This is a genomic window from Cronobacter condimenti 1330 (assembly GCF_001277255.1).
Lineage (GTDB): Bacteria > Pseudomonadota > Gammaproteobacteria > Enterobacterales > Enterobacteriaceae > Cronobacter > Cronobacter condimenti.
Map to the genome: position 1 here is coordinate 3963913 of NZ_CP012264.1, position 24522 is coordinate 3988434.

Genomic DNA, 24522 nt, shown 5'->3' on the forward strand with positions numbered 1-24522 from the left:
CCCATAATCGAGGGCGCGGCATTATAACACCGCTCACAGGATATGGGTAGAAAAAATAAACGGCTCATCGCTGAGCCGTTTATTCTGTTAGAGAGCGCTACTCTATTACAGAATCGCTTTCTCTACAACGCGAACCAGCGTCCAAGACTTAGTCTTAGACAGCGGGCGGCATTCGCGGATTTCAACCACGTCACCGATACCGCATTCGTTGTTCTCGTCATGTACGTGCAGTTTGGTCGTACGCTTAATGAATTTACCGTAGATCGGGTGTTTCACAAAACGCTCGATGGCAACAACAATGGATTTCTCCATTTTGTCGCTAACAACGCGACCTTGCAGAGTACGGATTTTATCGGTCATTACGCACCCGCCTTCTCAGTCAGTAAAGTCTTAACGCGTGCGACATCACGACGCACTTGCTTCAACAGGTGAGTCTGTTGCAGCTGGCCACTTGCAGCCTGCATACGCAGGTTGAACTGCTCGCGCAGCAGGTTAAGCAGCTCGGTGTTCAGCTCTTCAACACTCTTCTCACGCAGCTCTTTTGCTTTCATTACATCACCGTCTTAGTTACAAAGGTGGTTTTAATCGGCAGTTTCGCTGCTGCCAGCTTGAATGCTTCACGGGCCAGCTCTTCCGGCACACCGTCCATTTCGTACAGGACTTTACCCGGCTGAATTAAGGCAACCCAATACTCTACGTTACCTTTACCTTTACCCATACGCACTTCCAGCGGCTTTTCGGTGATCGGTTTGTCCGGGAATACACGGATCCAGATCTTACCCTGACGCTTAACTGCACGGGTCATTGCACGACGTGCTGCTTCGATCTGACGGGCAGTCAGACGACCACGGCCAACAGCTTTAAGACCGTAAGTGCCGAAGCTAACATCCGTACCCTGCGCCAGACCACGGTTGCGGCCTTTGTGCACTTTACGGAATTTTGTACGCTTTGGTTGTAACATCAGCGACGCTCCTTATTTACGGCCTTTACGCTGCTGCTTTTTCGGTTGAGTAGCCGGTTTTTCCGGTTGTTCAACAGCAGCCATACCACCAAGGATCTCACCTTTGAAGATCCACACTTTAACGCCGATTACACCGTAAGTGGTGTGCGCTTCGGAGGTGTTGTAGTCAATGTCAGCGCGCAGAGTGTGCAGCGGAACGCGACCTTCACGGTACCATTCGGTACGTGCGATCTCAGCGCCACCCAGACGACCACTAACTTCAACTTTGATACCTTTAGCGCCCAGACGCATGGCGTTCTGTACAGCACGCTTCATAGCACGACGGAACATAACGCGACGTTCCAGCTGAGAAGTGATGCTGTCAGCAACCAGTTTTGCGTCCAGTTCAGGTTTACGAACTTCGGCGATATTGATCTGTGCAGGCACGCCAGCGATATCCGCTACGCCCTTACGCAGTTTTTCAACGTCTTCACCTTTTTTACCGATAACGATACCCGGGCGAGCGGTGTGAATAGTCACACGAATGCTTTTAGCCGGACGCTCGATAACGATACGAGATACAGACGCTTTAGCCAGTTCCTTGTTCAGGTACTGACGAACTTTAAAGTCGCTGTCCAGGTTGTCAGCGAATTCTTTGGTGTTCGCGAACCAGGTAGAGTTCCATGGTTTTACAATACCCAGGCGAATACCATTAGGATGTACTTTCTGACCCATTGCTAGTCTCCAGAGTCTCAGCGATCGGACACAACCACAGTGATGTGGCTGGTGCGCTTCAGAATGCGATCTGCACGACCTTTCGCACGCGGCATAATGCGTTTCATGCTCGGGCCTTCGTCTACGAAAATTTTCGTGACTTTAAGATCGTCAATGTCAGCGCCATCGTTGTGTTCAGCGTTAGCAATGGCAGATTCCAGGACTTTCTTAACCAATACAGCCGCTTTCTTATTGGTGTAGGTCAGAATATCCAGAGCCTGCGACACTTTCTTACCGCGAATCAGGTCAGCCACCAGGCGAACCTTCTGAGCAGAAGAACGAGCATGGCGATGTTTAGCGATAGTTTCCATCTCTTCCTCCTACTTATTTCTTCTTGGCTTTTTTATCAGCCGCGTGACCGCGATAAGTACGGGTCGGTGCGAATTCACCCAGTTTGTGACCGACCATTTCATCGGAAACAAAGACTGGAACGTGCTGACGACCATTATGGACAGCGATGGTCAAACCGATCATGTTTGGAAAGATCGTTGAACGACGGGACCAAGTGCGCAGGGGCTTCTTGTCACCGCTTTCCACCGCTTTCTCTACCTTCTTCAGCAAGTGCAGGTCAATAAAAGGACCTTTCTTGAGAGAACGTGGCATGGCTTATCCTCTAAAATTATTTGCTACGGCGACGTACGATGAATTTATCAGTACGCTTGTTGCTGCGGGTCTTCTTACCTTTGGTCTGAACGCCCCACGGGGTTACCGGGTGCTTACCAAAGTTACGACCTTCACCACCACCATGTGGGTGATCTACCGGGTTCATCGCCGTACCGCGAACGGTAGGACGAACACCACGCCAGCGTGCAGCACCTGCTTTACCCAGAACGCGCAGCATATGCTCAGCGTTACCAACTTCGCCCAGAGTTGCGCGGCAGTCAGCTTCCACTTTACGCATTTCGCCAGAACGCAGACGCAGGGTGACATAAGCACCGTCACGAGCAACGATCTGAACATAGGTGCCAGCAGAACGCGCCAGCTGACCGCCTTTACCCGGTTTCATTTCTACGTTATGAACAGTAGAACCAACCGGGATGTTGCGCATCGGCAGGGTGTTACCTGGTTTGATTGCAGCATCAACGCCAGACTGAATCTGGTCGCCAGCTTTCAGGCCTTTAGGGGCCAGGATGTAACGGCGCTCGCCGTCTTTGTACAGAACCAGCGCGATATTCGCGGAACGGTTCGGATCGTACTCAAGACGTTCAACAACTGCCGGGATACCGTCTTTGTTGCGTTTGAAGTCAACAATACGGTAGGCCTGCTTGTGACCACCACCGATGTGACGAGTGGTGATACGGCCATTGTTGTTACGACCACCGGATTTGCTGTTTTTTTCCAGCAACGGAGCAAAAGGTTTGCCCTTGTGCAGCTCAGGGTTAACCACTTTAACTACGTGGCGACGACCCGGAGATGTCGGTTTACATTTAACAACTGCCATTGTATTACTCCTCCGACTTACTCAGCGCCGCCGATGAAGTCCAGATTCTGGCCTTCTTTCAGGGTGACGTAAGCTTTTTTCCAGTCGCTACGACGACCGATACGCTGTCCGTGACGTTTAACTTTCCCTTTAACTACCAGGGTGTTAACGACTTCGACTTCGACTTCAAACAGTTTCTGCACAGCAGCTTTGATTTCTGCTTTAGTCGCGTCTTTAGCAACTTTGAGAACGATGGTGTTGGTTTTTTCCATCGCAGTAGACGCTTTCTCAGAAACGTGCGGTGCGCGCAGCACCTTCAGCAGACGTTCTTCACGAATCATGCCAGCATCTCCTCAACTTGCTTAACAGCATCAGCAGTCATTACGACTTTGTCGAAGGCGATCAGGCTAACCGGGTCGATACCTGTAGCATCGCGTACGTCAACCTTGTGCAGGTTACGTGCGGCCAGGAACAGGTTTTCGTCCAGTTCACCGGTGATGATCAGCACATCTTCCAGAGCCATGTCTTTCAGTTTCTGTGCGAGCAGCTTGGTTTTCGGCGCTTCGACAGAGAACTTCTCGACAACGATCAGACGATCCTGACGTACCAGTTCGGACAGGATGCTTTTCAGCGCGCCGCGGTACATCTTTTTGTTAACTTTTTGACTGTGGTCCTGCGGACGCGCAGCGAAGGTCACGCCACCAGAGCGCCAAATCGGGCTCTTGATGGAACCAGAACGCGCACGGCCAGTACCTTTCTGGCGCCACGGTTTTTTACCGGAGCCAGTTACTTCAGCACGGGTCTTCTGAGCACGAGTACCCTGACGAGCACCAGCTGCGTAAGCAACTACAACCTGGTGTACCAGCGCTTCGTTGAAATCACGACCGAAGGTAGTTTCGGAAACAGTCAGCGCGCTCTGCGCGTCTTTCAGTACTAATTCCATTGCTATCTCCTCACGCCTTCACAGCTGGTTTAACGATCAGGTCGCTACCGGTTGCACCCGGGACAGCACCTTTAACCAGCAGCAGGTTGCGCTCAGCGTCAACACGTACTACGTCCAGGCTCTGAACGGTTACGCGCTCGTTACCCAGCTGACCTGCCATTTTCTTGCCTTTAAACACTTTGCCCGGAGTCTGGTTCTGACCGATAGAACCCGGAACGCGGTGGGACAAGGAGTTACCGTGAGTAGCGTCCTGGGTACGGAAGTTCCAGCGCTTAACGGTACCGGCGAAACCTTTACCTTTAGAGGTACCAGTTACGTCGACTTTTTTTACTTCAGCAAACAGCTCAACGCTAATGCTCTGACCTACGGTGTATTCTTCGCCATCAGCGAGACGGAATTCCCACAGACCACGGCCGGCTTCTACGCCAGCTTTAGCGAAGTGACCCGCTTCCGGCTTGGTTACGCGGTTAGCTTTTTTAGCACCGGTGGTAACTTGCACTGCGCGGTAGCCGTCGTTAGCCAGGTCTTTAACCTGAGTAACGCGGTTTGCTTCAACTTCGATTACGGTTACTGGGATAGAAACGCCTTCTTCAGTGAAGATGCGGGTCATACCCACTTTTTTACCGACTAAACCAATCATTGTTTCAACCTCTCAATCGCTCAATGACCTGATTAACCCAGGCTGATCTGCACGTCTACACCGGCAGCCAGATCCAGACGCATCAGAGCATCAACGGTTTTCTCGGTTGGCTCAACGATGTCAACCAGACGCTTGTGAGTGCGGATTTCGTACTGATCGCGCGCGTCTTTGTTAACGTGCGGAGAGATCAGAACGGTAAAGCGCTCTTTGCGGGTCGGCAGCGGGATCGGACCACGGACTTGCGCACCAGTGCGCTTAGCAGTCTCGACGATTTCCGCGGTTGATTGATCGATCAGACGATGATCAAACGCTTTCAGGCGGATACGGATTCTTTGGTTCTGCATGAGACCAGAGCTCCAATTATTTTATAGACGAAAATGATTACTCCTCGAACCCATTACGATTGATGGGAGAGTGTAATCGTTCTTACGTAGCTCCCCGATTGGGAGCATTGTTTGATAGCCGAATTGCGCTATCAGGGTTCATATCGAACCAGCCGTCATTAATGACAAGCCCGCGCATTATACGTAAATCTGGCGATGACGCAAGCACTGTTTAGAAATTAAACATTATCTCGTGCCACCTCGCATTTTTCGGGACAACATAACTGTGAGATGGGTTTTCTTTGGAATGCCATACGCAACATGCGAAACAAGCTATTCATCCTGCTCACGCCCTCAAATATTTTAATAATCTTTATTACCGACACTGCAAAGGCAATGTGGATGGACGTGTTATGGATCTTCGGGTATGTAGTGCTCAATGGCTGGCTTGTCTGGAAAGATGTCCGATATGGACTGCTACCTGACCGCTTTACCTGCCCCCTCTTATGGCTCGGGTTGTCATACCATCTTATCGTTCAGCCACACTATCTGGCGGACGCTGTAGCAGGCGCTATGGCTGGATATCTGGCCCTGTGTTTTATTTATTGGGCCTACCGCGGGTTTCGCGGTTATGAGGGGCTTGGATATGGCGATATAAAGTTCTTTAGCGCACTAGGTGCCTGGCACGGATGGCAAATGCTTGGGTTATTGCTTATTGCAGCATCGTTACTTGGTTTGGTCGCTTCACTATGCCTGTATTTACTTAATCGGCGTAGATACCAACAAAAAACCCCGCTGCCTTTTGGCCCATTTCTGGCAGCAGCAGGGTTGATGTGTAGCAGTGTTACCTTTCAGGTATGAACCTGCAGAATGTCAGCTCTGCTCTTTTATCTGTGACTGTATATAGTTCTGCAAACCGATTTTACTTATTAAATCCAGTTCAGTCTCAAGCCAGTCAATATGATGCTCTTCATCCGCCAGGATTTTAATCATCATATCTCTGCTGACGTAATCATGAATCGAGTCGGCGTAAGCAATGGCTTCACGAAGATCTTTTGCTCCTTCCATCTCAAGGGAAAGATCTGAGCGCAACATTTCTTCTACGTCTTCACCGATATGCAATTTTCCAAGGTCCTGAAGATTGGGAATGCCTTCGAGGAATAAGATACGTTCAATGTAGATATCGGCGTGTTTCATCTCATCGATTGACTCGTGATATTCAACATCATTGAGGCGCATCAAGCCCCAGTTTTTGAACATTCTTGCATGGAGAAAGTACTGATTGATTGCGACAAGCTCGTTTCCCAATAATTTATTGAGATAATTTATTATCTTGATATCACCTTGCATTTTGCTTCCCTCCGCTTCCACTACATGAAGCGTAGATGGGCTGGCGCGGAAGTCAAAATCTGGATTCAGGCGATTTCCTTATACTCAGGGATTTGTATTAATTCGTCTTGCATGATTTCGCGGGCAGCACGTACACATTTGCCGCACTGATTACCGATCGGCATGAATTTGCGAAGCTGCTGAAAGGACTGTGGGTGATACTGGCGTACCGCCTGACGGATTTTTTTATCGCTGATACCGTTACACAAACAAACGTACATGATGTCTCCCGTTCAGTTTATGCACAGAGTGTAAATGAGAATGGTTATGATTACAACGAGTCAAAAGCAGTCTTCAGATGCTTTCAGGAAAGGCAGGATAAACAGGTAACGAGTTGCATTGATTTTCTTTATAAAACAAAAAGGGCGCCGAAGCGCCCTTTTTAGCTCTGAATCAATTAGCCCAGAACTTTAGCAACCACGCCCGCGCCAACGGTACGGCCGCCTTCGCGGATTGCGAAACGCAGACCGTCGTCCATCGCAATCGGGTGGATCAGGGTGACAACCATTTTGATGTTGTCGCCCGGCATTACCATCTCAACGCCTTCCGGCAGTTCGATGGTACCGGTCACGTCAGTCGTACGGAAGTAGAACTGCGGACGGTAGCCTTTGAAGAACGGAGTGTGACGGCCGCCTTCGTCTTTGGACAGAATGTACACTTCAGATTCGAACTTGGTGTGCGGCTTGATGGAACCCGGCTTAGCCAGTACCTGACCACGTTCGATTTCTTCACGTTTGATACCACGCAGCAGAACACCTACGTTCTCGCCCGCACGGCCTTCGTCCAGCAGTTTGCGGAACATTTCAACGCCGGTACAGGTGGATTTCGCGGTGTCTTTGATGCCCACGATTTCAACTTCTTCACCCACTTTGATGATACCGCGCTCTACACGACCGGTAACAACGGTACCACGACCGGAGATGGAGAATACGTCTTCGATCGGCAGCAGGAACGGCTTGTCAATCGCGCGCTCCGGTTCCGGGATGTAGGAATCCAGGTGACCTGCCAGCTCGATGATTTTCGCTTCCCACTCTGCGTCGCCTTCCAGCGCTTTCAGCGCAGAGCCACGAACAATCGGAGTGTCGTCGCCCGGGAAGTCGTACTGAGACAGCAGCTCACGCACTTCCATCTCAACCAGTTCCAGCAGCTCTTCGTCATCAACCATGTCGCATTTGTTCAGGAACACGATGATGAACGGAACGCCTACCTGACGACCCAGCAGGATGTGCTCACGGGTCTGCGGCATCGGGCCGTCAGTCGCAGCAACAACCAGGATAGCGCCGTCCATCTGAGCAGCACCGGTGATCATGTTTTTCACATAGTCGGCGTGGCCCGGGCAGTCAACGTGCGCGTAGTGGCGGGTCGGGGTATCGTATTCAACGTGAGAGGTGTTGATGGTGATACCACGTGCTTTTTCTTCCGGCGCGTTATCGATCTGGTCGAAGGCGCGGGCAGAACCACCGTAGGTTTTAGCCAGAACGGTAGTGATAGCAGCAGTCAGGGTAGTTTTACCATGGTCAACGTGGCCGATAGTACCGACGTTGACGTGCGGTTTTGTACGTTCAAATTTTTCTTTAGACACGGCTATATTCCTTACTATAGTGCCCCCTCAACGAGGAGGCACGGGACTTTGTTTTTAACCCTGCGGCTTATTTACCACGGGCTTCGATTACGGCCTGAGCAACGTTGTTCGGCGCATCATCATACTTCAGGAATTCCATAGTATAAGATGCACGACCTTTGGTCAGAGAACGCAGCTGAGTTGCATATCCAAACATTTCAGACAGCGGAACTTCAGCGTGGATCTTAACGCCAGTTACTTCAGATTCCTGACCACGCAGCATACCGCGACGACGGCTCAAGTCACCGATGACGTCACCGGTATTCTCTTCCGGAGTTTCTACTTCAACCTTCATGATCGGCTCAAGCAGAACTGGTTTTGCTTTCTTAAAGCCTTCTTTAAAGGCGATAGAAGCAGCCAGTTTAAACGCCAGCTCGGAGGAGTCAACGTCATGGTAAGAACCGAAGTGCAGACGCACGCCCATGTCAACTACCGGATAACCCGCCAGCGGACCAGACTTAAGCTGCTCCTGGATGCCCTTGTCAACGGCAGGGATGTATTCGCCAGGAATCACACCACCTTTAATGTCGTTGATGAACTCGTAACCCTTCGGATTTGAGCCCGGCTCCAGCGGATACATGTCGATAACAACATGACCGTACTGACCACGACCACCAGACTGCTTAGCGTGTTTACCTTCAACATCGGTAACTTTCGTGCGAATCGCTTCGCGATAAGCAACCTGAGGTTTACCCACGTTAGCTTCAACGTTGAACTCACGTTTCATACGGTCAACGATGATGTCCAGGTGCAGTTCACCCATACCGGCGATGATGGTCTGGTTAGATTCTTCGTCAGTCCATACACGGAAAGACGGGTCTTCTTTAGCCAGACGGCCCAGAGCCAGACCCATTTTTTCCTGGTCAGCTTTGGTTTTCGGCTCAACCGCGATGGAGATAACCGGCTCAGGGAATTCCATACGCTCCAGAATGATCGGGTGATCCGGGTTACACAGAGTGTCACCGGTAGTCACGTCTTTCAGACCGATTGCCGCAGCGATATCGCCCGCGCGAACTTCTTTGATCTCTTCACGTTTGTTTGCGTGCATCTGTACGATACGACCGAAACGCTCACGTGCAGATTTCACGGAGTTCAGGATGGTGTCGCCAGAGTTAACCACGCCAGAGTAAACGCGGAAGAACGTCAGGTTACCCACAAACGGGTCGGTTGCAATTTTGAACGCCAGTGCAGAGAACGGCTCGTCATCGCTTGCGTGACGCTCAGCCGGGGTATCTTTACCGTCGTCCAGGATGCCGTTGATCGCAGGTACGTCAACCGGGGATGGCAGGTAATCAATTACCGCATCCAGCATCGCCTGAACGCCTTTGTTCTTAAACGCAGAACCACAGGTTACCAGGATGATTTCGTTGTTCAGAACACGCTGACGAAGAGCTTTTTTGATCTCTTCTTCAGTCAGTTCTTCACCACCCAGGTATTTTTCCATCAGCTCTTCAGAAGCTTCAGCTGCGGATTCGATCAGGTTCTGGTGCCATTCGTCAGCCAGCTCCTGCATGTCAGCCGGGATATCTTCGTATTCGAAGGTAACGCCCTGGTCTGCATCGTTCCAGTTGATGGCTTTCATTTTCACCAGGTCAACAACACCGGTGAAACCTTCTTCAGCACCAATCGCCAGCTGCAGCGGAACCGGAGTCGCGCCCAGACGGGTTTTGATCTGACCAACAACTTTCAGGAAGTTCGCGCCCATGCGGTCCATTTTGTTAACGAACGCAATACGCGGAACTTTGTATTTGTTAGCCTGACGCCATACGGTTTCAGACTGCGGCTGAACACCACCAACTGCGCAGTAAACCATTACCGCACCGTCAAGAACACGCATGGAACGTTCTACTTCGATGGTGAAGTCAACGTGCCCCGGGGTGTCGATGATGTTGATACGGTGCGGTTCATACTGCTTAGCCATACCAGACCAGAATGCGGTAGTCGCAGCAGAGGTAATGGTAATACCACGCTCCTGCTCCTGTTCCATCCAGTCCATAGTTGCGGCGCCGTCATGAACTTCACCGATTTTGTGGTTTACACCGGTGTAGAACAGAATACGTTCGGTAGTAGTGGTCTTACCGGCGTCGATGTGCGCACTGATACCGATGTTACGATAGCGTGCGATGGGTGTTGTACGAGCCATTTGATTCCTCGTTTGTTTCTTTAGGCGCTCAAATTAAGTTACCCAGGACGGGCAGCTTATCTGAAGCGCCCGTCTGGTGACTAACATGCCGCAGAAATTACCAGCGGTAGTGTGCGAACGCCTTGTTGGCTTCTGCCATACGGTGAACGTCTTCACGTTTCTTAACTGCAGTACCTTTGTTGTCAGCAGCATCAGAAAGTTCGTTCGCCAGGCGCAGAGCCATGGATTTATCACCGCGTTTACGAGCAGCTTCTACGATCCAACGCATTGCCAGAGCATTGCGGCGAACCGGACGGACTTCAACCGGAACCTGGTAGGTAGAACCACCAACGCGGCGAGACTTAACTTCTACAGTCGGGCGCACGTTTTCGAGAGCGACTTCGAAAGCTTCCAGTTCAGATTTACCAGAGCGCTGAGCCAGGGTCTCCAGCGCGCTGTATACGATAGATTCTGCAGTAGATTTTTTACCGTCTACCATCAGGATATTTACAAATTTAGCCAGCAGTTCTGATCCGAACTTCGGATCCGGCAGAATTTTACGCTGACCAATGACGCGACGACGTGGCATGGAAATACTCCGTTGTTAATTCAGGATTGTCCAAAACTCTACGAGTTTAGTTTGACATTAAAGTTAAAACGTTTGGCCTTACTTAACGGAGAACCATTAAGCCTTAGGACGCTTCACGCCATACTTGGAGCGAGCCTGCTTACGGTCTTTAACGCCGGAGCAGTCAAGCGCGCCACGCACGGTGTGGTAACGAACACCCGGAAGGTCTTTAACACGACCGCCACGGATCAGGATCACGGAGTGTTCCTGCAGGTTGTGACCTTCACCACCGATGTAGGAAGTCACTTCAAAACCGTTAGTCAGACGAACACGGCATACTTTACGCAGTGCGGAGTTCGGTTTTTTCGGAGTGGTGGTATATACACGAGTACATACACCACGTTTTTGCGGGCAAGCTTCCAGCGCCGGCACGTTGCTCTTAGCAACTTTGCGAGCGCGAGGTTTGCGAACCAGCTGGTTAACTGTTGCCATTAAATAGCTCCTGGTTTTATAGCTTTTGCTTCGTAAACACGTAATAAATCGCCCTCATATAATATGAGGACGCGGAATTTTAGGGCTGTGTAGATAGGGTGTCAAGAAATATACAGCGTAAGCGCTTTACCAGGCCATCTGGCTTGCGTGTTTTACTGTGAGTTTGACGAAATCATTATAGCTAATCATCTCGATATTGCCTGATATTTGAGCACTGACGCCTCTGGCCTCGACATCGTTTTGTAATGCGAAAACCCGTGCGGGAGTGGCGAGCAGCGCGGCAGCAAAGCGGCTATCATTCAATGCTGCGAGGATCCCATCCTGCATTAGCAGGAGGTCATCACCACTACGCACAAGGCGCAGTAACGCATTGATATCACACTGCCAGGGCGAGTGAGAAAGCGTATACAGCATGAGGTTCCTTAAAAAGTCAGTACCACATCGTAATCGTTCAGACGCTCACGCAACACATCCGCAGACAGCGCTTCGACATCGATAACAAACGTCTGATCGCGGCTGAGACCACGCTCTTGCAACGACTCACGGCAGAGGTAGCAGCGCTCAATATCATACAGCGGCAGGACTTTGAATGTAGAAATATAGTCGCGAGCAAGAATAGCCTGCGGGGCTTGACCAGAAAGAATCTGAAAAACGCCGTCACTCATGAAAAAGACGCCGATCTCTTCTGTCAGAGCAGACATTGCGAGCAATGCATCCAGCCCTTCACGACCCGCAGCGCTGCCATGTGGCGCCTGGGTAAACACAAAAGCCACCGATTTCATTAAAATTCGACCACTCTGTCACAGGTCAGCGCCGCTTCGGCGAGCGCGCCTAAACCGCTCATCACAAAACCCGGCTGCAGATTTGCACCCGGCAATCCCTGCTGACGCGCTTCGTTTTCATCTGTTACGCCACGTCGCAGCGCGGCCGCCACGCAGATATGCAGCGCCACGCCGTTTTCATCATGCAGCTGTTGCCAGGCGCGTACCAGATCGAACTCATCGCTTGCAGGCGACGTGAACCGATTCGCGTTATAGACCCCTTCACGATAAAAAAAGACGCTTTCAAGACTGTGGCCCTCTGCCAGAAGCGCTTTCGCAAACTGTAATGCGCTACTGGCCTGCTGAGTGCCGTACGCCGGCCCTGTAACCATCAAGGCAAAACGCATCAGCGCTCCTGCCCCTGAAAATCACCGCTCTTGAACTGGCGGATATAAAGATAAACCGTGTGCTTGGAGATATTGAGCCGATCGGCCACCTGATTGATCGCGTCTTTGATGTCAAAAATGCCTTTCTCATAGAGGTTAAGGACAATCTGACGGTTCTTGGCGTTGTTAGACACGTTACGGTCGGCATTCACTTCTTCGATTGTAAATTCCAGCGTCTGAGTGACAAGGTCTTCCACCGACGAAGCGAAGTTCACAGATGAAGGCACTTCCTGTGTTTCTGGCGGCACAAAGGTGCTCATAATCTGGGAGAACGGCACATCCAGATTCATATTGATGCACAGCAGACCGATCACGCGGTGTTCCCGGTTACGAATGGCGATAGTCACTGACTTCATCAACACGCCGCTTTTCGCACGGGTAAAATAGCACTTCGAGACGCTACTATCCGCGCCGGTCATATCGTGCAGCATACGTAACGCCAGGTCAGTAATCGGTGAGCCGATTTTGCGCCCCGTGTGTTCGCCATTCGCAATACGGATAGCCGAGCATTTCAGATCCTGCAGGGAATGCAGAACAATTTCACAATGGGAGCCGATGAGCATCGCTAACCCGTCCACGACCGCTTCATAGGAGCGCAGGATATCAAAGTCGGTCTGTTCGAAGGGACGCTGATCCAGCAGATCGAGTTCGCTGGCCTCGTTGGTTAATAGCGAATTGGACATGAAAACATACCACCCTTTACAGCGAGCCTGTCGTCTCTCAAGGTCTGGGCAGACTCATCATTCAGTTGTTACGTAACTCGCTAAAGTAATACAGCGGGCGCAACACTAGCCAGCTTTTATTATACGTGGCCCGGATAAAAAAAACCGCCGCCCTGAGGCGGCGGTCTGCGAAGCATTACTTCACTTTTGCAGCGTCGTCCGCTTTATCGCCAGCGGCCGCCTTCGGAGCAGCATCTGCTTTTGCCGCCGGATTGATATCCAGCAGCTCTACATCAAATACCAGCGTAGAGTTAGCCGGAATGCCCGGAACGCCGTTTTTGCCATATGCCAGTTCCGGTGGGATGACCAGCTTAATTTTGCCGCCCTTCTTGATGTTCTTCAGGCCTTCAGTCCAGCCTGGGATCACACCGTCAAGACGGAAAGAGAGCGGCTCGCCGCGCTTGTAGGAGTTATCAAACTCCTGACCATCAATCAGCGTACCTTTGTAGTTAACCACTACGGTGTCGCTCTCTTTCGGCGCAGCGCCAGTACCTTCTTTCTCGACTTTATACAGCAGGCCGGTAGAAGAGGTTTTCACGCCTTTCTCTTTAGCGAATTTATCACGGTAGGCTTTGCCTTTCGCTTCGTTTTCAGTTGCGTCTTTCTCAACTTTCGCCTGAGCGGCACCTTTTACGCGGGTTTCGAAAGCCTGCAGGGTCTGTTCGATCTCCTGGTCAGAGAGCTTGCTCTTATCAGCAAACGCATCCTGAACCCCGGCGATCAGCTGGTTTTTATCCAGTTTGATACCCAGTTTTTCCTGTTCCTTCAGGGAGTTTTCCATGTAACGGCCCAGCGAAGCACCCAGGGCGTAAGCCGATTTCTGATCGTCGTTCTGGAATGCAGCTTTGCTGTCAGCGGCAGCAGCGTTCTGCTGCTGTGCGGCTGGCGCTGCAAACGTCAGGGGAGCATTGAACGCCACAGCCATCGTGGTCGCCAGCAGCGTTACTTTAAACAGTGATTTCATCCATTATCTCCAGGGTTGGGGCCTCTCACCCCAGGGTTATCTTAAAAACGAAAGTCGTACTATAAAACGTCACAGCGGAAATCAACATAACCACTTTTCCGTTTCGCGCGTTATTTCAGACTTAATTTGTTTAAATAAGTTTCTTTCTGTTGAAGCAACCCGGCAGAATCCGGGAAAGTTGCGTAGAATCGCGACGCAAAGGGGGAAACATCATGCAAAACGAATCGACTGAACACCGAATCGCGGAGCTGGAGAGCCGACTGGCATTCCAGGAGATAACCATCGACGCGCTGAACCAGTCCGTCACCGCGCATGAGCTGGAGCTGGCGAAGCTTCGTGAACAGCTCAAGATTATGGTTGAGAAAATCAAGGCTTCGCAGCCGTCGATGATTGCGTCTCAGGCGGAAGAAACGCCGCCGCCGCATTACTGACAGCCAAAATGCCGGTAATGAAAAGGGGCGCCGAAGCGCCCCTTTTTTATGAGACTTAGTGGCAACCGCAGCCGCCGTTACCGCAACCACCTTTACCGTGGTCGTGATCGTGGCTGTGGCCATGACCACCGCAGCAGCCGTCATGATCGTGGTCATGATCGTGATCGTGATGATGACCATTTGCGCCGTGAACATGGCCGTGAGCCAGTTCTTCTTCGGTCGCTTCGCGGATCGCTACGACTTCAACGTTGAAGTTCAGGTTCTGGCCCGCCAGCATGTGGTTGCCATCAACCACCACGTGGTCGTCGCCCACTTCGGTGATTTCTACCGGCACCGGACCCTGATCGGTTTCCGCCAGGAAACGCATGCCAACCTGCAGCTCGTCAACGCCCATGAAAACATCTTTCGGTACACGCTGTACCAGGTTTTCGTCGTACTGGCCGTAAGCGTCGTTAGCGCCTACGTTCACATCGAATTTATCGCCAACATCGTGACCTTCCAGCGCAGTTTCCAGGCCGGAAATCAGGGAGCCGTGACCATGCAGGTAGTCCAGCGGCGCACTCACCGGAGACTCATCAACCAATACACCGTCTTCTGTACGTACCTGATAGGCCAGGCTGACCACCAGGTCTTTTGCTACTTTCATGATATCTCCTGAGTGAGGAAAAAAGACTGGCGCCGATTGTAGCCCAAATCGACGCCTGTGTACCCTTTAGCTTAAAGAAACCTGCGGCATCTCGCTAGTCAGGATGAAAAATCCCTATGACTTGCTCATCTTTGCGCACCTGCTCGCGCACTTCTTTATCCGCCTCGCGCATCTGGTGCCCGCATTTCACGCACTCGACGATATCGACCTGATTTTCACGCCACATGGCGAGGGAATCCTGTGCCTGGCACTTCGGGCAGACGGCCCCGGCAATAAAACGTTTACGCACAGCCATAGCTCACCTTCTATTCAAACTCGTCCCAGCCATCCAACTGGCGCCGTTCCTGCTGCATCTCGCGATGGAAAATCTCTTCCAGCTCGCGCCGCGCCTCGCGTACACGAGAAATCTGCGCGTTGTCGGTATGTACCGGCATCAACTCGCGCAGCATCCGCATATCGAGACGGCGGAAATGCAGTTGCGCACGCTGCGCCTGATGAGGATGCATACCAAGCGTAATAAGCGTTTTGCGCCCCAGTTCCAGCGCGCTGGAAAAGGTCTCGCGCGAAAACTGTTTCACGCCTGCCTGTAACAATTCATGCGCCTCAACGCGGCCACGCGCCCGCGCCAGAATTTCGAGCTGCGGGAAATGCTGCTGGCAGAGATGCACAATACGCATCGTGTCTTCCGGATCGTTGCACGTCACAACGATAGACTGCGCCGAATCCGCCCCGGCGGCACGCAGCAACTCAAGCTCCGTGGCGTCGCCGTAATAAACTTTATAGCCATATTTTCGCATCAGGTTGACCGCACTGATATCGCGCTCCAGCACCGTGATACGCATTTTATTGGCCATCAGCAAACGCCCAATCACCTGTCCGAAACGCCCGAAGCCGACGATAATCACCTGCGGCTTGTCATCCTCGACGTAGGGCTTCTCATCATGCTCGTCCTGCGCGTTGTTAAAGTGTCGCGCCAGCAGCCTGTCGATGCCTTTCATCACCAGCGGCGTAGTCATCATCGAGAGCGTCACGGTCACCAGCAGCAGTGCCATCTGGTCGTTATGAAAGAGTTTCTGCGATGAGGCGCTGGAGAAGAGCACGAATGCGAACTCGCCGCCCTGGCTCAACACGCCCGCGAACTGTAGCCGCTCGGTGCGCCGCAGCCCCTGAAAGCGTCCCAGACCGTATAGCACTGCCATTTTGACGCTGACCAGCACCAGCACGCTCATCACCACCCACAGAATATGGGTATAGAGGACGCCCAGGTTTAACGCCATGCCAACCGAGATAAAAAACAGCCCCAGCAGCAGCCCTTTAAATGGCTCAATGGCGCTTTCCAGTTCATGCCGGTACTCGCTTTCTGCAAGGAGAATGCCCGCGATAAACGTGCCGAGCGCCATCGATAGCCCCAGCAAATCCATAAATAATGCAGAACCGAGCACCAGAAGCAGCGCGGCGGCGGTAAACACTTCCCGCACGCCAGAGCCTGCGATAAACCGAAAGACCGGGCGCAGTAAATAACGGCCGCCAATCAGCATCCCGGCGAAAGCCAGCACTTTCATGCCAATCTTCAGCCAGTCCGGGTGTTCATCGCCATTGCCCGCAAGCAGCGGCACCATCGCCAGCGCCGGGATCACGGCAAGATCCTGAAACAGCAGCACCGAGAACCCTAACTGTCCGCCTTCGGTATGGTTCATGCCCTTATCGCGCATGAGTTGCAGCGCCATCGCCGTCGAGGACATCGCAAGGCCGATACCACCGACGACCGCCGCCTGCCAGGCGAAATCCGTCAACATCAGCAGCCCTGCCAGCACCACGGCGCTAAAAAACACCTGCGCCGCGCCGATGCCGAAGATAGAGCGCCGTAGCTTCCAGAGTTTCGAGGGATTCAGCTCAAGGCCTATCAGGAACATCAGGAAAACGACACCCAGCTCCGAAAAGTGCAGGATCTCGTCAACATCGCTGATAAACCCAAGTCCCCACGGTCCGATGGCGATCCCCGCCAGCAGATACCCCAGCACCGCGCCGATACCGAGGCGCGCCGCAATCGGCACCGCCACTACCGCCGCAAAAAGAAAAAGAATGCCTGCCAGCAGCAGGTCTGAGCCTTCCATCAAAAGCCCCCCGGCGTTAACGGCGCGGTCAGCCAGCTTTCATACGCCTGGCCTTGCGCCGCTAGCTCAGAAAGCGACTGACGCCGCGCCCAGTAGATAATCAGCGGCGTCATCCAGTGCATACGGCACATGGCCGCCGTCAGTTCGAAGGGACGTAGAATGTCGCTCAGTTCGTAACGGTTGAAACCGTCCGGGCGATAGGCCGTTTCCGGCTCGCCAGTGGTAATCACGCAGCGCCAGTATTTTCCGGCAAGTTCTGTACCGCCCACGCCGCTTGCAAAACCGCGGCTTAACACGCGGTCAAACCACTCTTTCAGCAATGCGGGGCAGCTATAGGTATAAAGCGGGAACTGAAAAACAATCACATCGTGATCGCGCAGCAACGCCTGCTCATGGCTGATATCGATAAAGAAATCGGGATAGTGGGCATAGAGGTCATGCACCGTGACATTAGGTAATTGCAGAGCCGGCTTAAGCAAAACCCGGTTGGCCACCGAGTCCTGAGATTCCGGATGGGCATACAGCAGCAAAACTTTCGCTGTCTGTGACATCATTCCCCTCCAGGGCGTCGTCATTGTTACTGATTTGGGCTACCATGGCGGCCCCACGCGGTGCCCAAAGCATCACGTTACATGAATATAATGACAATTTAACATAGTCTGAATCTACGGCGCCTTATGATTGTTTTCTCCTCGTTACAAATTCGTCGCGGCACACGCGTGCTGCTGGACAACGCCACCGCCACCATTAACCCAGGCCAGAAAGTGGGCCTGGTGGGCAAAAACGGCTGCGGCAAATCCACGCTGCTGTCGCTTCTGAAAAACGAGATCAGCGCCGATGGCGGCAGTTTCACCTACCCCGGCACCTGGCAGCTCGCCTGGGTGAATCAGGAAACGCCTGCGCTCGCGCAACCTGCGCTGGAATATGTCATCGACGGCGACCGTGAATACCGTGCCTTTGAGCGCGAGCTACACGACGCGACTGAACGCAACGACGGTCACGCCATCGCCACCGCGCACGGCAAGCTCGACGCCATCGACGCCTGGACCATCCGTTCGCGCGCCGCGAGCCTCTTGCATGGCCTGGGCTTTAGTAACGAGCAACTCACGCGTCCGGTCAGTGATTTCTCGGGCGGCTGGCGTATGCGTCTGAACCTCGCGCAGGCCCTGATTTGCCGCTCCGATCTGCTCCTGCTCGACGAGCCGACCAACCACCTCGATCTCGACGCGGTCATCTGGCTGGAAAAATGGCTAAAGAGCTATAACGGCACGCTGATCCTTATCTCGCATGACCGCGATTTCCTGGATCCGGTTGTGGATAAAATTATCCATATCGAACAGCAAAATATGTTCGAGTACACCGGCAACTACAGCTCCTTTGAGCGCCAGCGCGCCACGCGCCTCGCCCAGCAGCAGGCGACCTACGAAAGCCAGCAGCAGCGCGTCGCGCATCTGCAAAGCTTTATTGACCGCTTTAAAGCCAAAGCGTCTAAGGCGAAGCAGGCGCAGAGCCGCATTAAGATGCTGGAGCGCATGGAACTGATTGCGCCCGCGCATGTGGACAACCCGTTCCACTTTAGCTTCCGCGCGCCGGAAAGCCTGCCCAACCCGTTGCTGAAAATGGAAAAAGTCAGCGCCGGTTATGGCGATCGCACGATACTCAACTCCATCAAACTCAACCTGGTGCCCGGCTCGCGCATCGGTCTGCTCGGTCGTAATGGCGCGGGGAAATCGACGCTGATTAAACTGCTGGCGGGCGAACTGGCCCCGGTGAGCGGAGATATCGGGCTTGCTAAAGGGATTAAGCTTGGTTACTTCGCGCAGCACCAGCTGGAGTTTTTACGCGCCGATGAATCGCCGTTGCAGCATCTGGCGCGCATTGCCCCACGTGAAACTGAACAGCAGTTGCGCGACTACCTTGGCGGCTTCGGCTTTCAGGGCGATAAAGTGACAGAAGTCACCGAGCGTTTTTCCGGCGGCGAGAAAGCGCGCCTGGTTCTGGCCCTGATCGTCTGGCAGCGCCCCAACCTGCTGCTGCTCGATGAACCGACCAACCACCTCGATCTCGACATGCGCCAGGCCCTAACCGACGCGCTGATCGAATTCGAAGGCGCGCTGGTGGTCGTCTCGCACGACCGTCACCTGATTCGTTCCACCACCGATGACCTCTATCTGGTTCACGATGGCAAGGTCGAAGCCTTCGACGGAGACCTGGACGATTACCAGCAGTGGCTGAGCGACGTACAAAAGCAGGAGAGCCAGGGCGACGACATCAGCCGCGAGAAAGACAACGGCAACAGCGCGCAGGCGCGCAAAGATCAAAAACGCCGCGAGGCGGAACTGCGCACCCAGACGCAACCGCTACGTAAAGAGATCACGCGTCTTGAGAAAGAGATGGAAAAGCTCAACGCCACGCTCGCAGGCGTCGAAGAGAAACTCGCCGACAGCGCCATTTACGATCCGGCTCGCAAAGCGGAGATGAATGAGTGTCTGCAAACACAGGCGAAGACCAAAGCGGCGCTGGAAGAGTGCGAAATGGCGTGGCTGGATGCCCAGGAACAATTAGAAGCGATGCTGCAAAACGATTAACCGGGCGCGAGCGCCCGGTGACGGTGATGGTTAGCGCTGCGCCGCCAGCCGCTGGCGCAGCGTTTCCAGGTGCTCCACCCCGTGAAGTTTGCCGTCCAGGAACCGGGTTTTTAGCTCGCCCTGCGCTTCCTGCTCCAGCGTCTGTTCATCAAACAACTGATAATCGTCCTGCGCGTCGCGCTCTACGCGCAGCAGCCCGCGCGCTGAGCGTTTCAGGCCACTGTCGGTTTTCGGCTCTTTGAAAATCATACGGCCAACGCCGTTTACTTCACCGTAGGTGGCTTTCATCGCAAAGCCGAAAGTGTCGCGGGTGTTGTACTGGTAGGTGAAGGAGCCGACGCCAAACACCACGTTAGCGCTGGCGAAGCCTTTCGCTGCCAGGCGACGTAAAATCTCTTCGGCGCGGTCAAGCGTTATAGAATCGCCGTAAATCAGCCCTACATGCGGGTCGAGCACTTTAAAGCCTTTGTCGTTAATAGTGCCGCCGAAAATCTCCCACAACACTTCAACCGACCCCTTCTCTTCTGCCGTGCGGTCTGCACGGGTGTCATCATCTGCACCGGTACCGCAGAGGATCTCCACCGGGTCGCCGCTGTCCGGGCGGAACACTACGCGGCCTTCGCGCGCCATAATCTGCGTTTTCAGCTCGCGGGTATATTCCGTAATGACGCGCCAGTAATCCCAGGTGTCGGACACAATCGAGACAAAACCGTTCGGATAAAGATCGCAAATCAGGCGGCGGAACGTTTCGATTTCGCTCTCTTTTTCGCCCATGCACATCACGCTGTGCTCGGTCGCGGGGATAGACGCCGCGATAAAGCATTCCTGCCCCTGGGTGTAGTAATCGCGGGCATAAAGCAGGGAAGGAATGTTATCGGTGCCTTTAAAACTCAACAGGTGACCGCAGCCTGCCTGCGCGGTGTCCTGCAGGCCAGACATACCGCGGAAAGAAAAATCGTGGCACTGGAAATCCAGGTGGCTTACGTCCGTGCAGGTTTCCTGCGCCCAGCGCTCACAGATTTTACGGTAGTGATGCGCGATAGTGGCATTGGTCGATGACTTCCAGAGTTCCGCCGAGAGTACGGTTTCCAGGTAATTCACCAGCCAGAAGAATTCCGGGCGCGTGTTGGTGATAGTCAGTACGGGCACTTTCATCGCCACTTTGCTGCCTTCATCCAGCGCTTTGATGTGCAGCGGCAGGTAGCCAAGCTGATGCAGCGCGCGAATGTGCTCCGCGCTCACGGCACCTTTACCGATATAGCTGTCCATCACGGCCTGATACTCCTCCACGACGTCCGCTTCCGGGCGCGCGAAAAACTCGTCATTAAACAGATCAATCAGGAACCACTGCAGGAACCCCTGCAGGCCGAAGAACACCAGTTTGCCGTCCGCGACCGGAGAGTGGAAATGGCGATCGCTGCGCGGCGTAAAGTTGGAATAGACTTTGGTGGTGCCCGCCGGATACTGCTCACGGTGCGATACTTTGTAGCCATCAATAGCCAGAATTGGATTCATCTTCATGTCCCTTCTCCTTACGCGTTATAAATATTGTTGATATCAATAATTTCTACCCGATCCTGCGCCAGCGCGGCGGGCGCGAAGGAGTTGGTCGTATAAAGCTGGTCAATACCGTTATTCAGCAGGTTTTCGACGCCTTTTGAAAACACGCCATGCGTGACATAGAGACTGACGCTGCGAGCGCCCGCATCGCGCAACACCTGGGCGGAGCCGATAAACGTGCCGCCTGCGTCACACAGGTCATCAACAATCAACACCGCCTTGCCTTTCACATCGCCATCCACCAGACGAAAACCGGTCAGCTCGCCGGTCGCGACATTGCGCTGCTTGGTCAGAATGGCAAATTCGTCTACGCCGGCAGCCTGCGCCACAGCATGGATTTTTTTGAGCGCGCCCGCATCCGGCGCCACCAGCATTAACTCACCGGCTTTCAGGGCGGCAACCAGCGTCTGGCTTTGCATCAGGCAGCGCTCCTGCGGGATAGCCACCAGATTATCGATGGCGGCAGCGGCAGCCTCGCTGTGCGGGTCCAGCACCAAGATTTTGTCGAAACCAAGCGTATTGAGCAGGCGGGCAAACACTTTCAGCGCGAAGCTGTCGCCTGGTTGCATATGCCTGTCCTGACGGGCGTAAGGCAGCCACGGCAGTTCCAGATGGCTGAAGCGGACATCGCAATGCTGACGCACCGCGTCGGTCAGTTGCGCCAGCACCATAAAGTCATCCATCGTTTTCAGGGCGGCGGCGCGAATGCGCAGCAGCGAGGCGACGCGAGGCAGCGCGCCGGTCACTTTCGCCCATACGGCGCCATCAGGAAAGCGCCCGGTCTGTGTTGCTATCTCTTGTCCGTCTACCATCAGTTGCGGCTGCATCATTGTTGCCCCCGGTTATTTAATTAATGTCCCTTCGACACATTTAATATTGTCCATGAGACAATATTAAGCAAGCGATATTTTGCCGCAGCGGCTAAAAAATAGCATGTTATTGAAAATTAAATTAATAAAGGTTTGTGTTGCCGTAGTCCGCGAGGCTGGTAAACTTGTCTCTGAGACAATTAAACGGAGCGGCACATGACGACTGAAGCGGAATATTTAGAAAATTATGATCCTGCGCGGTTCCCTTCTCCGCTGGTCACGGTCGACAGCGTGCTGTTTACGCTGCATGAGCAGTCGCTATGCGTCTTGCTGGTGCAGCGCGCGCGCCATCCGCAGCAAGGGCGCTGGGCGCTGCCGGGCGGCTTTATCGATATGCAGAACGATGGATCCACGCACGACACTGCGCGGCGCTTGCTTACCGCAAAAACCGGCGTAAGTCCGTCCTGGCTTGAACAACTGGAGACGTTTTCCGGCCCCGATCGCGACCCGCGCGGCTGGAGCCTGACCACCGCATGGTTTGCGCTTATCGCCTGGGTGGACTGCGCGCCGCATATCGCCTCCGTCAGCGACGCGCAGTGGGTCCCGGTGAACGCGCTTGAGACTACCGAGCTTGCCTTCGATCACCGGGTTATTATCGAGGCGGCGCTGCGCCGCCTGCGCCAGAAGACAATGTATTCCCTGCTGCCGGTATACTGCCTGCCAGAATGCTTTACCCTAAGCCAGCTTCAGGAGGCGACGGAGATCATTCTCGGCCAGCCCATCCAGCGCAAAAGCTTGATTCGTCGTTTTGAAGCGTCGGGAATGTTTGAAGAAACGGGCGAGAGTATCGCCACCGGCGCGCGTAAGGCCCGTCTCTGGCGGCGTAAACCGGATGCCGATATTCATCTGTTCTCGCGCAATTTACTGGCCGAGTGATCCGCACCAAAGCATCAACAAAATGAATAACAATCGTTATAGTAGTTAGCGAACTAATAAAAGACAGTGTGCCATGACCGACATTACGCCCGCAGAACTCCCTGCACTGAACACCGATTCCTCACATTTTCAGCCGATGCCGGGGGTAAGCAATCCACACCTGCAAACCATGCTGCCGCGCGTGCTGCGCCGTCGCCTGCAGTTTGAGCCGCACTGGCAGCGGCTGGAGCTGCCGGACGGCGATTTTGTCGATCTGGCCTTTAGCGAAAACCCGGACCAGGCGCGCCATAAACCGCGTCTGGTCGTGTTCCACGGACTGGAAGGCAGCCTGCACAGCCCATACGCCCATGGGCTTATTCATGCGGCGAAACAGCGCGGCTGGCTTGGCGTAGTGATGCATTTCCGCGGCTGTAGCGGCGTGCCGAACAAATTGGGGCGTATCTATCACTCGGGCGAAACCGAAGACGGCACTTTTTTCCTGCGCTGGCTGGATGAGCGCTACGGCACCATGCCGACGGCGGCCGTAGGCTATTCGCTCGGCGGCAATATGCTCGGTTGCCTGATGGCCGAGATAGACGCCGCGTTTCCGCTGAATGCAGGCGTGATTGTCTCCGCACCGTTTATGCTGGAACACTGCTGCAACCATATGGAAAAAGGCTTTTCGCGCGTCTATCAGTTCTACTTGCTGAATCTGTTGAAAGCCAACGCCACTCGCAAGCTGAAAGCCTGGCCCGGCACGCTGCCGGTTGATCTGACCCAGCTTAAACGCCTGCGACGCCTGCGTGACTTTGACGATTTGATCACGTCGAAAATCCACGGTTTTACCGACGCAGTGGATTACTATCGCCAGTGCAGCGCCCTGCCGCGGCTCACTGCTATCACGCGTCCGACGCTTATCATTCACGCCAAAGATGACCCGTTTATGGATCATCACGTGATCCCCGATATCACCACGCTGCCTGCTAATATTGAATATCAGCTGACGGAACATGGCGGTCACGTGGGTTTCGTCGGCGGCACGCTGCGCCAGCCGAAAATGTGGCTGGAACAGCGCATTCCTGACTGGTTAACCCCTTATCTGGACCGATAAATGATCATTCCCTGGCAAGAAGTCGACCCTGAGACGCTGGATCGCCTGATTGAAGCCTTCGTCTTGCGCGAAGGCACCGATTATGGTGAACATGAACGCTCGCTTGAGCAAAAGGTCGCCGATGTGCGGCGTCAGTTGCAAAGCGGCGAAGCCGTTCTGGTGTGGTCCGAACTGCACGAAACGGTCAATATCATGCCGCGCTCGCAGTTTCGCGGTTAATCTT

General features: G+C 53.5%; 34 protein-coding genes. 6 read left to right on the plus strand and 28 right to left on the minus strand.

The features are described from left to right. Positions 1 to 105: 105 nt before the first annotated feature. The 11 genes from rpsQ to rpsJ are packed head-to-tail and all read right to left on the minus strand — an operon-like array spanning position 106 to position 5061. Positions 106 to 360, minus strand: coding sequence for a 30S ribosomal protein S17 (gene rpsQ / locus AFK62_RS18200; protein ID WP_038354718.1), 255 nt, complete (start codon positions 358 to 360; stop codon positions 106 to 108). After that, positions 360 to 551: a 50S ribosomal protein L29 gene (gene rpmC / locus AFK62_RS18205; protein WP_004388609.1), complete on the minus strand. Its 192-nt coding sequence runs from the start codon at positions 549 to 551 to the stop codon at positions 360 to 362. The genes rpsQ and rpmC overlap by 1 nt, the downstream gene beginning before the upstream one ends. Continuing rightward, complete coding sequence (gene rplP / locus AFK62_RS18210; RefSeq protein WP_004388608.1) at positions 551 to 961, minus strand: 50S ribosomal protein L16; 411 nt, start codon at positions 959 to 961, stop codon at positions 551 to 553. Before rplP ends, rpmC begins: the two co-directional genes overlap by 1 nt. Before the next feature lie 12 nt (positions 962 to 973). Next, a complete protein-coding gene (rpsC, locus tag AFK62_RS18215) occupies positions 974 to 1675 on the minus strand; it encodes a 30S ribosomal protein S3 (RefSeq protein WP_007681273.1) in 702 nt (233 codons plus the stop codon). Between the two features lie 17 nt (positions 1676 to 1692). Continuing rightward, on the minus strand, positions 1693 to 2025 hold the full coding sequence (gene rplV, locus AFK62_RS18220) for a 50S ribosomal protein L22 (RefSeq protein ID WP_000447529.1): 333 nt from the start codon (positions 2023 to 2025) through the stop codon (positions 1693 to 1695). 13 nt (positions 2026 to 2038) lie between these two features. Further along, positions 2039 to 2317: a 30S ribosomal protein S19 gene (rpsS, locus tag AFK62_RS18225; RefSeq protein WP_001138115.1), complete on the minus strand. Its 279-nt coding sequence runs from the start codon at positions 2315 to 2317 to the stop codon at positions 2039 to 2041. A 16-nt stretch (positions 2318 to 2333) separates the two neighbouring features. Beyond that, positions 2334 to 3155, minus strand: a complete 822-nt coding sequence (gene rplB, locus AFK62_RS18230; RefSeq protein WP_000301864.1) for a 50S ribosomal protein L2 — start codon at positions 3153 to 3155, stop codon at positions 2334 to 2336. A 17-nt stretch (positions 3156 to 3172) separates the two neighbouring features. Beyond that, on the minus strand, positions 3173 to 3475 hold the full coding sequence (gene rplW, locus AFK62_RS18235; RefSeq protein ID WP_004388606.1) for a 50S ribosomal protein L23: 303 nt from the start codon (positions 3473 to 3475) through the stop codon (positions 3173 to 3175). Continuing rightward, positions 3472 to 4077: a 50S ribosomal protein L4 gene (gene rplD, locus AFK62_RS18240; RefSeq protein WP_000424395.1), complete on the minus strand. Its 606-nt coding sequence runs from the start codon at positions 4075 to 4077 to the stop codon at positions 3472 to 3474. The genes rplW and rplD overlap by 4 nt, the downstream gene beginning before the upstream one ends. A 10-nt stretch (positions 4078 to 4087) precedes the next feature. Continuing rightward, positions 4088 to 4717, minus strand: coding sequence for a 50S ribosomal protein L3 (rplC, locus tag AFK62_RS18245; RefSeq protein WP_007681261.1), 630 nt, complete (start codon positions 4715 to 4717; stop codon positions 4088 to 4090). Between the two features lie 32 nt (positions 4718 to 4749). Then, the gene (gene rpsJ, locus AFK62_RS18250) at positions 4750 to 5061 is read right to left on the minus strand and encodes a 30S ribosomal protein S10 (protein ID WP_001181005.1); all 312 of its coding nucleotides are present in this window, start codon (positions 5059 to 5061) and stop codon (positions 4750 to 4752) included. A 381-nt stretch (positions 5062 to 5442) separates the two neighbouring features. Between rpsJ and AFK62_RS18255 the strand changes: the two genes are divergently transcribed. Then, on the plus strand, positions 5443 to 5901 hold the full coding sequence (locus tag AFK62_RS18255; protein ID WP_032984917.1) for a prepilin peptidase: 459 nt from the start codon (positions 5443 to 5445) through the stop codon (positions 5899 to 5901). 12 nt (positions 5902 to 5913) lie between these two features. Here AFK62_RS18255 and bfr read toward each other — a convergent pair whose 3' ends face one another. From bfr to fkpA, 11 genes are all read right to left on the minus strand, one after another. Continuing rightward, positions 5914 to 6390: a bacterioferritin gene (gene bfr / locus AFK62_RS18260; protein ID WP_007681259.1), complete on the minus strand. Its 477-nt coding sequence runs from the start codon at positions 6388 to 6390 to the stop codon at positions 5914 to 5916. A 65-nt stretch (positions 6391 to 6455) separates the two neighbouring features. Beyond that, positions 6456 to 6650 (minus strand): bacterioferritin-associated ferredoxin, encoded by a 195-nt coding sequence (gene bfd, locus AFK62_RS21635; RefSeq protein ID WP_007681257.1) that lies wholly within the window; start codon positions 6648 to 6650, stop codon positions 6456 to 6458. A 176-nt stretch (positions 6651 to 6826) separates the two neighbouring features. Further along, on the minus strand, positions 6827 to 8011 hold the full coding sequence (gene tuf, locus AFK62_RS18270; RefSeq protein ID WP_053532071.1) for an elongation factor Tu: 1185 nt from the start codon (positions 8009 to 8011) through the stop codon (positions 6827 to 6829). Between the two features lie 67 nt (positions 8012 to 8078). Further along, positions 8079 to 10193, minus strand: coding sequence for an elongation factor G (gene fusA / locus AFK62_RS18275; RefSeq protein WP_007682441.1), 2115 nt, complete (start codon positions 10191 to 10193; stop codon positions 8079 to 8081). Positions 10194 to 10290: 97 nt separating this feature from the next. Further along, entirely contained in the window at positions 10291 to 10761 is a 471-nt protein-coding gene (rpsG, locus tag AFK62_RS18280) for a 30S ribosomal protein S7 (RefSeq protein WP_001138042.1), read from the minus strand. Positions 10762 to 10857: 96 nt separating this feature from the next. Further along, positions 10858 to 11232 (minus strand): 30S ribosomal protein S12, encoded by a 375-nt coding sequence (rpsL, locus tag AFK62_RS18285; protein ID WP_000246815.1) that lies wholly within the window; start codon positions 11230 to 11232, stop codon positions 10858 to 10860. Between the two features lie 126 nt (positions 11233 to 11358). Then, positions 11359 to 11646 (minus strand): sulfurtransferase complex subunit TusB, encoded by a 288-nt coding sequence (gene tusB / locus AFK62_RS18290; protein ID WP_007682431.1) that lies wholly within the window; start codon positions 11644 to 11646, stop codon positions 11359 to 11361. 8 nt (positions 11647 to 11654) lie between these two features. After that, a complete protein-coding gene (tusC, locus tag AFK62_RS18295) occupies positions 11655 to 12014 on the minus strand; it encodes a sulfurtransferase complex subunit TusC (RefSeq protein WP_032984987.1) in 360 nt (119 codons plus the stop codon). After that, positions 12014 to 12400, minus strand: a complete 387-nt coding sequence (gene tusD, locus AFK62_RS18300; protein ID WP_007682428.1) for a sulfurtransferase complex subunit TusD — start codon at positions 12398 to 12400, stop codon at positions 12014 to 12016. Before tusD ends, tusC begins: the two co-directional genes overlap by 1 nt. Further along, entirely contained in the window at positions 12400 to 13122 is a 723-nt protein-coding gene (locus tag AFK62_RS18305; protein WP_007682427.1) for a helix-turn-helix transcriptional regulator, read from the minus strand. Before AFK62_RS18305 ends, tusD begins: the two co-directional genes overlap by 1 nt. Positions 13123 to 13297: 175 nt before the next feature. After that, complete coding sequence (gene fkpA, locus AFK62_RS18310) at positions 13298 to 14125, minus strand: FKBP-type peptidyl-prolyl cis-trans isomerase (protein WP_007682424.1); 828 nt, start codon at positions 14123 to 14125, stop codon at positions 13298 to 13300. 212 nt (positions 14126 to 14337) lie between these two features. Here fkpA and AFK62_RS18315 point away from each other — a divergent pair, with 212 nt between their 5' ends. Then, entirely contained in the window at positions 14338 to 14556 is a 219-nt protein-coding gene (locus AFK62_RS18315) for a protein SlyX (RefSeq protein WP_007682421.1), read from the plus strand. Positions 14557 to 14611: 55 nt separating this feature from the next. Here AFK62_RS18315 and slyD read toward each other — a convergent pair whose 3' ends face one another. From slyD to kefG, 4 genes are all read right to left on the minus strand, one after another. Further along, positions 14612 to 15202 carry a peptidylprolyl isomerase gene (gene slyD, locus AFK62_RS18320; protein WP_007682419.1) on the minus strand — a complete coding sequence of 197 codons (591 nt, stop codon included), beginning with the start codon at positions 15200 to 15202 and terminating at the stop codon, positions 14612 to 14614. Between the two features lie 94 nt (positions 15203 to 15296). Beyond that, positions 15297 to 15497 carry a YheV family putative zinc ribbon protein gene (locus AFK62_RS18325; RefSeq protein ID WP_007682418.1) on the minus strand — a complete coding sequence of 67 codons (201 nt, stop codon included), beginning with the start codon at positions 15495 to 15497 and terminating at the stop codon, positions 15297 to 15299. 10 nt (positions 15498 to 15507) lie between these two features. Further along, positions 15508 to 17316 (minus strand): glutathione-regulated potassium-efflux system protein KefB, encoded by a 1809-nt coding sequence (gene kefB / locus AFK62_RS18330; RefSeq protein WP_007682417.1) that lies wholly within the window; start codon positions 17314 to 17316, stop codon positions 15508 to 15510. Beyond that, complete coding sequence (kefG, locus tag AFK62_RS18335) at positions 17316 to 17870, minus strand: glutathione-regulated potassium-efflux system ancillary protein KefG (protein ID WP_007682415.1); 555 nt, start codon at positions 17868 to 17870, stop codon at positions 17316 to 17318. Before kefG ends, kefB begins: the two co-directional genes overlap by 1 nt. 123 nt (positions 17871 to 17993) lie before the next feature. Here kefG and AFK62_RS18340 point away from each other — a divergent pair, with 123 nt between their 5' ends. After that, positions 17994 to 19904 carry an ABC transporter ATP-binding protein gene (locus tag AFK62_RS18340; RefSeq protein WP_007682413.1) on the plus strand — a complete coding sequence of 637 codons (1911 nt, stop codon included), beginning with the start codon at positions 17994 to 17996 and terminating at the stop codon, positions 19902 to 19904. A gap of 30 nt (positions 19905 to 19934) precedes the next feature. Here the strand turns inward: AFK62_RS18340 and AFK62_RS18345 are convergent, their stop codons facing one another. Further along, the gene (locus AFK62_RS18345) at positions 19935 to 21425 is read right to left on the minus strand and encodes a nicotinate phosphoribosyltransferase (protein ID WP_007682411.1); all 1491 of its coding nucleotides are present in this window, start codon (positions 21423 to 21425) and stop codon (positions 19935 to 19937) included. Between the two features lie 11 nt (positions 21426 to 21436). Further along, positions 21437 to 22294, minus strand: a complete 858-nt coding sequence (gene prs / locus AFK62_RS18350; RefSeq protein WP_007682410.1) for a ribose-phosphate diphosphokinase — start codon at positions 22292 to 22294, stop codon at positions 21437 to 21439. A gap of 195 nt (positions 22295 to 22489) precedes the next feature. Here prs and AFK62_RS18355 point away from each other — a divergent pair, with 195 nt between their 5' ends. From AFK62_RS18355 to AFK62_RS18365, 3 genes are all read left to right on the plus strand, one after another. Next, complete coding sequence (locus AFK62_RS18355; RefSeq protein WP_007682408.1) at positions 22490 to 23209, plus strand: NUDIX hydrolase; 720 nt, start codon at positions 22490 to 22492, stop codon at positions 23207 to 23209. 73 nt (positions 23210 to 23282) lie between these two features. Further along, complete coding sequence (locus AFK62_RS18360) at positions 23283 to 24299, plus strand: hydrolase (protein WP_007682405.1); 1017 nt, start codon at positions 23283 to 23285, stop codon at positions 24297 to 24299. Further along, entirely contained in the window at positions 24300 to 24518 is a 219-nt protein-coding gene (locus tag AFK62_RS18365; RefSeq protein ID WP_007682402.1) for a YheU family protein, read from the plus strand. The last annotated feature ends 4 nt before the right edge of the window (positions 24519 to 24522 follow it).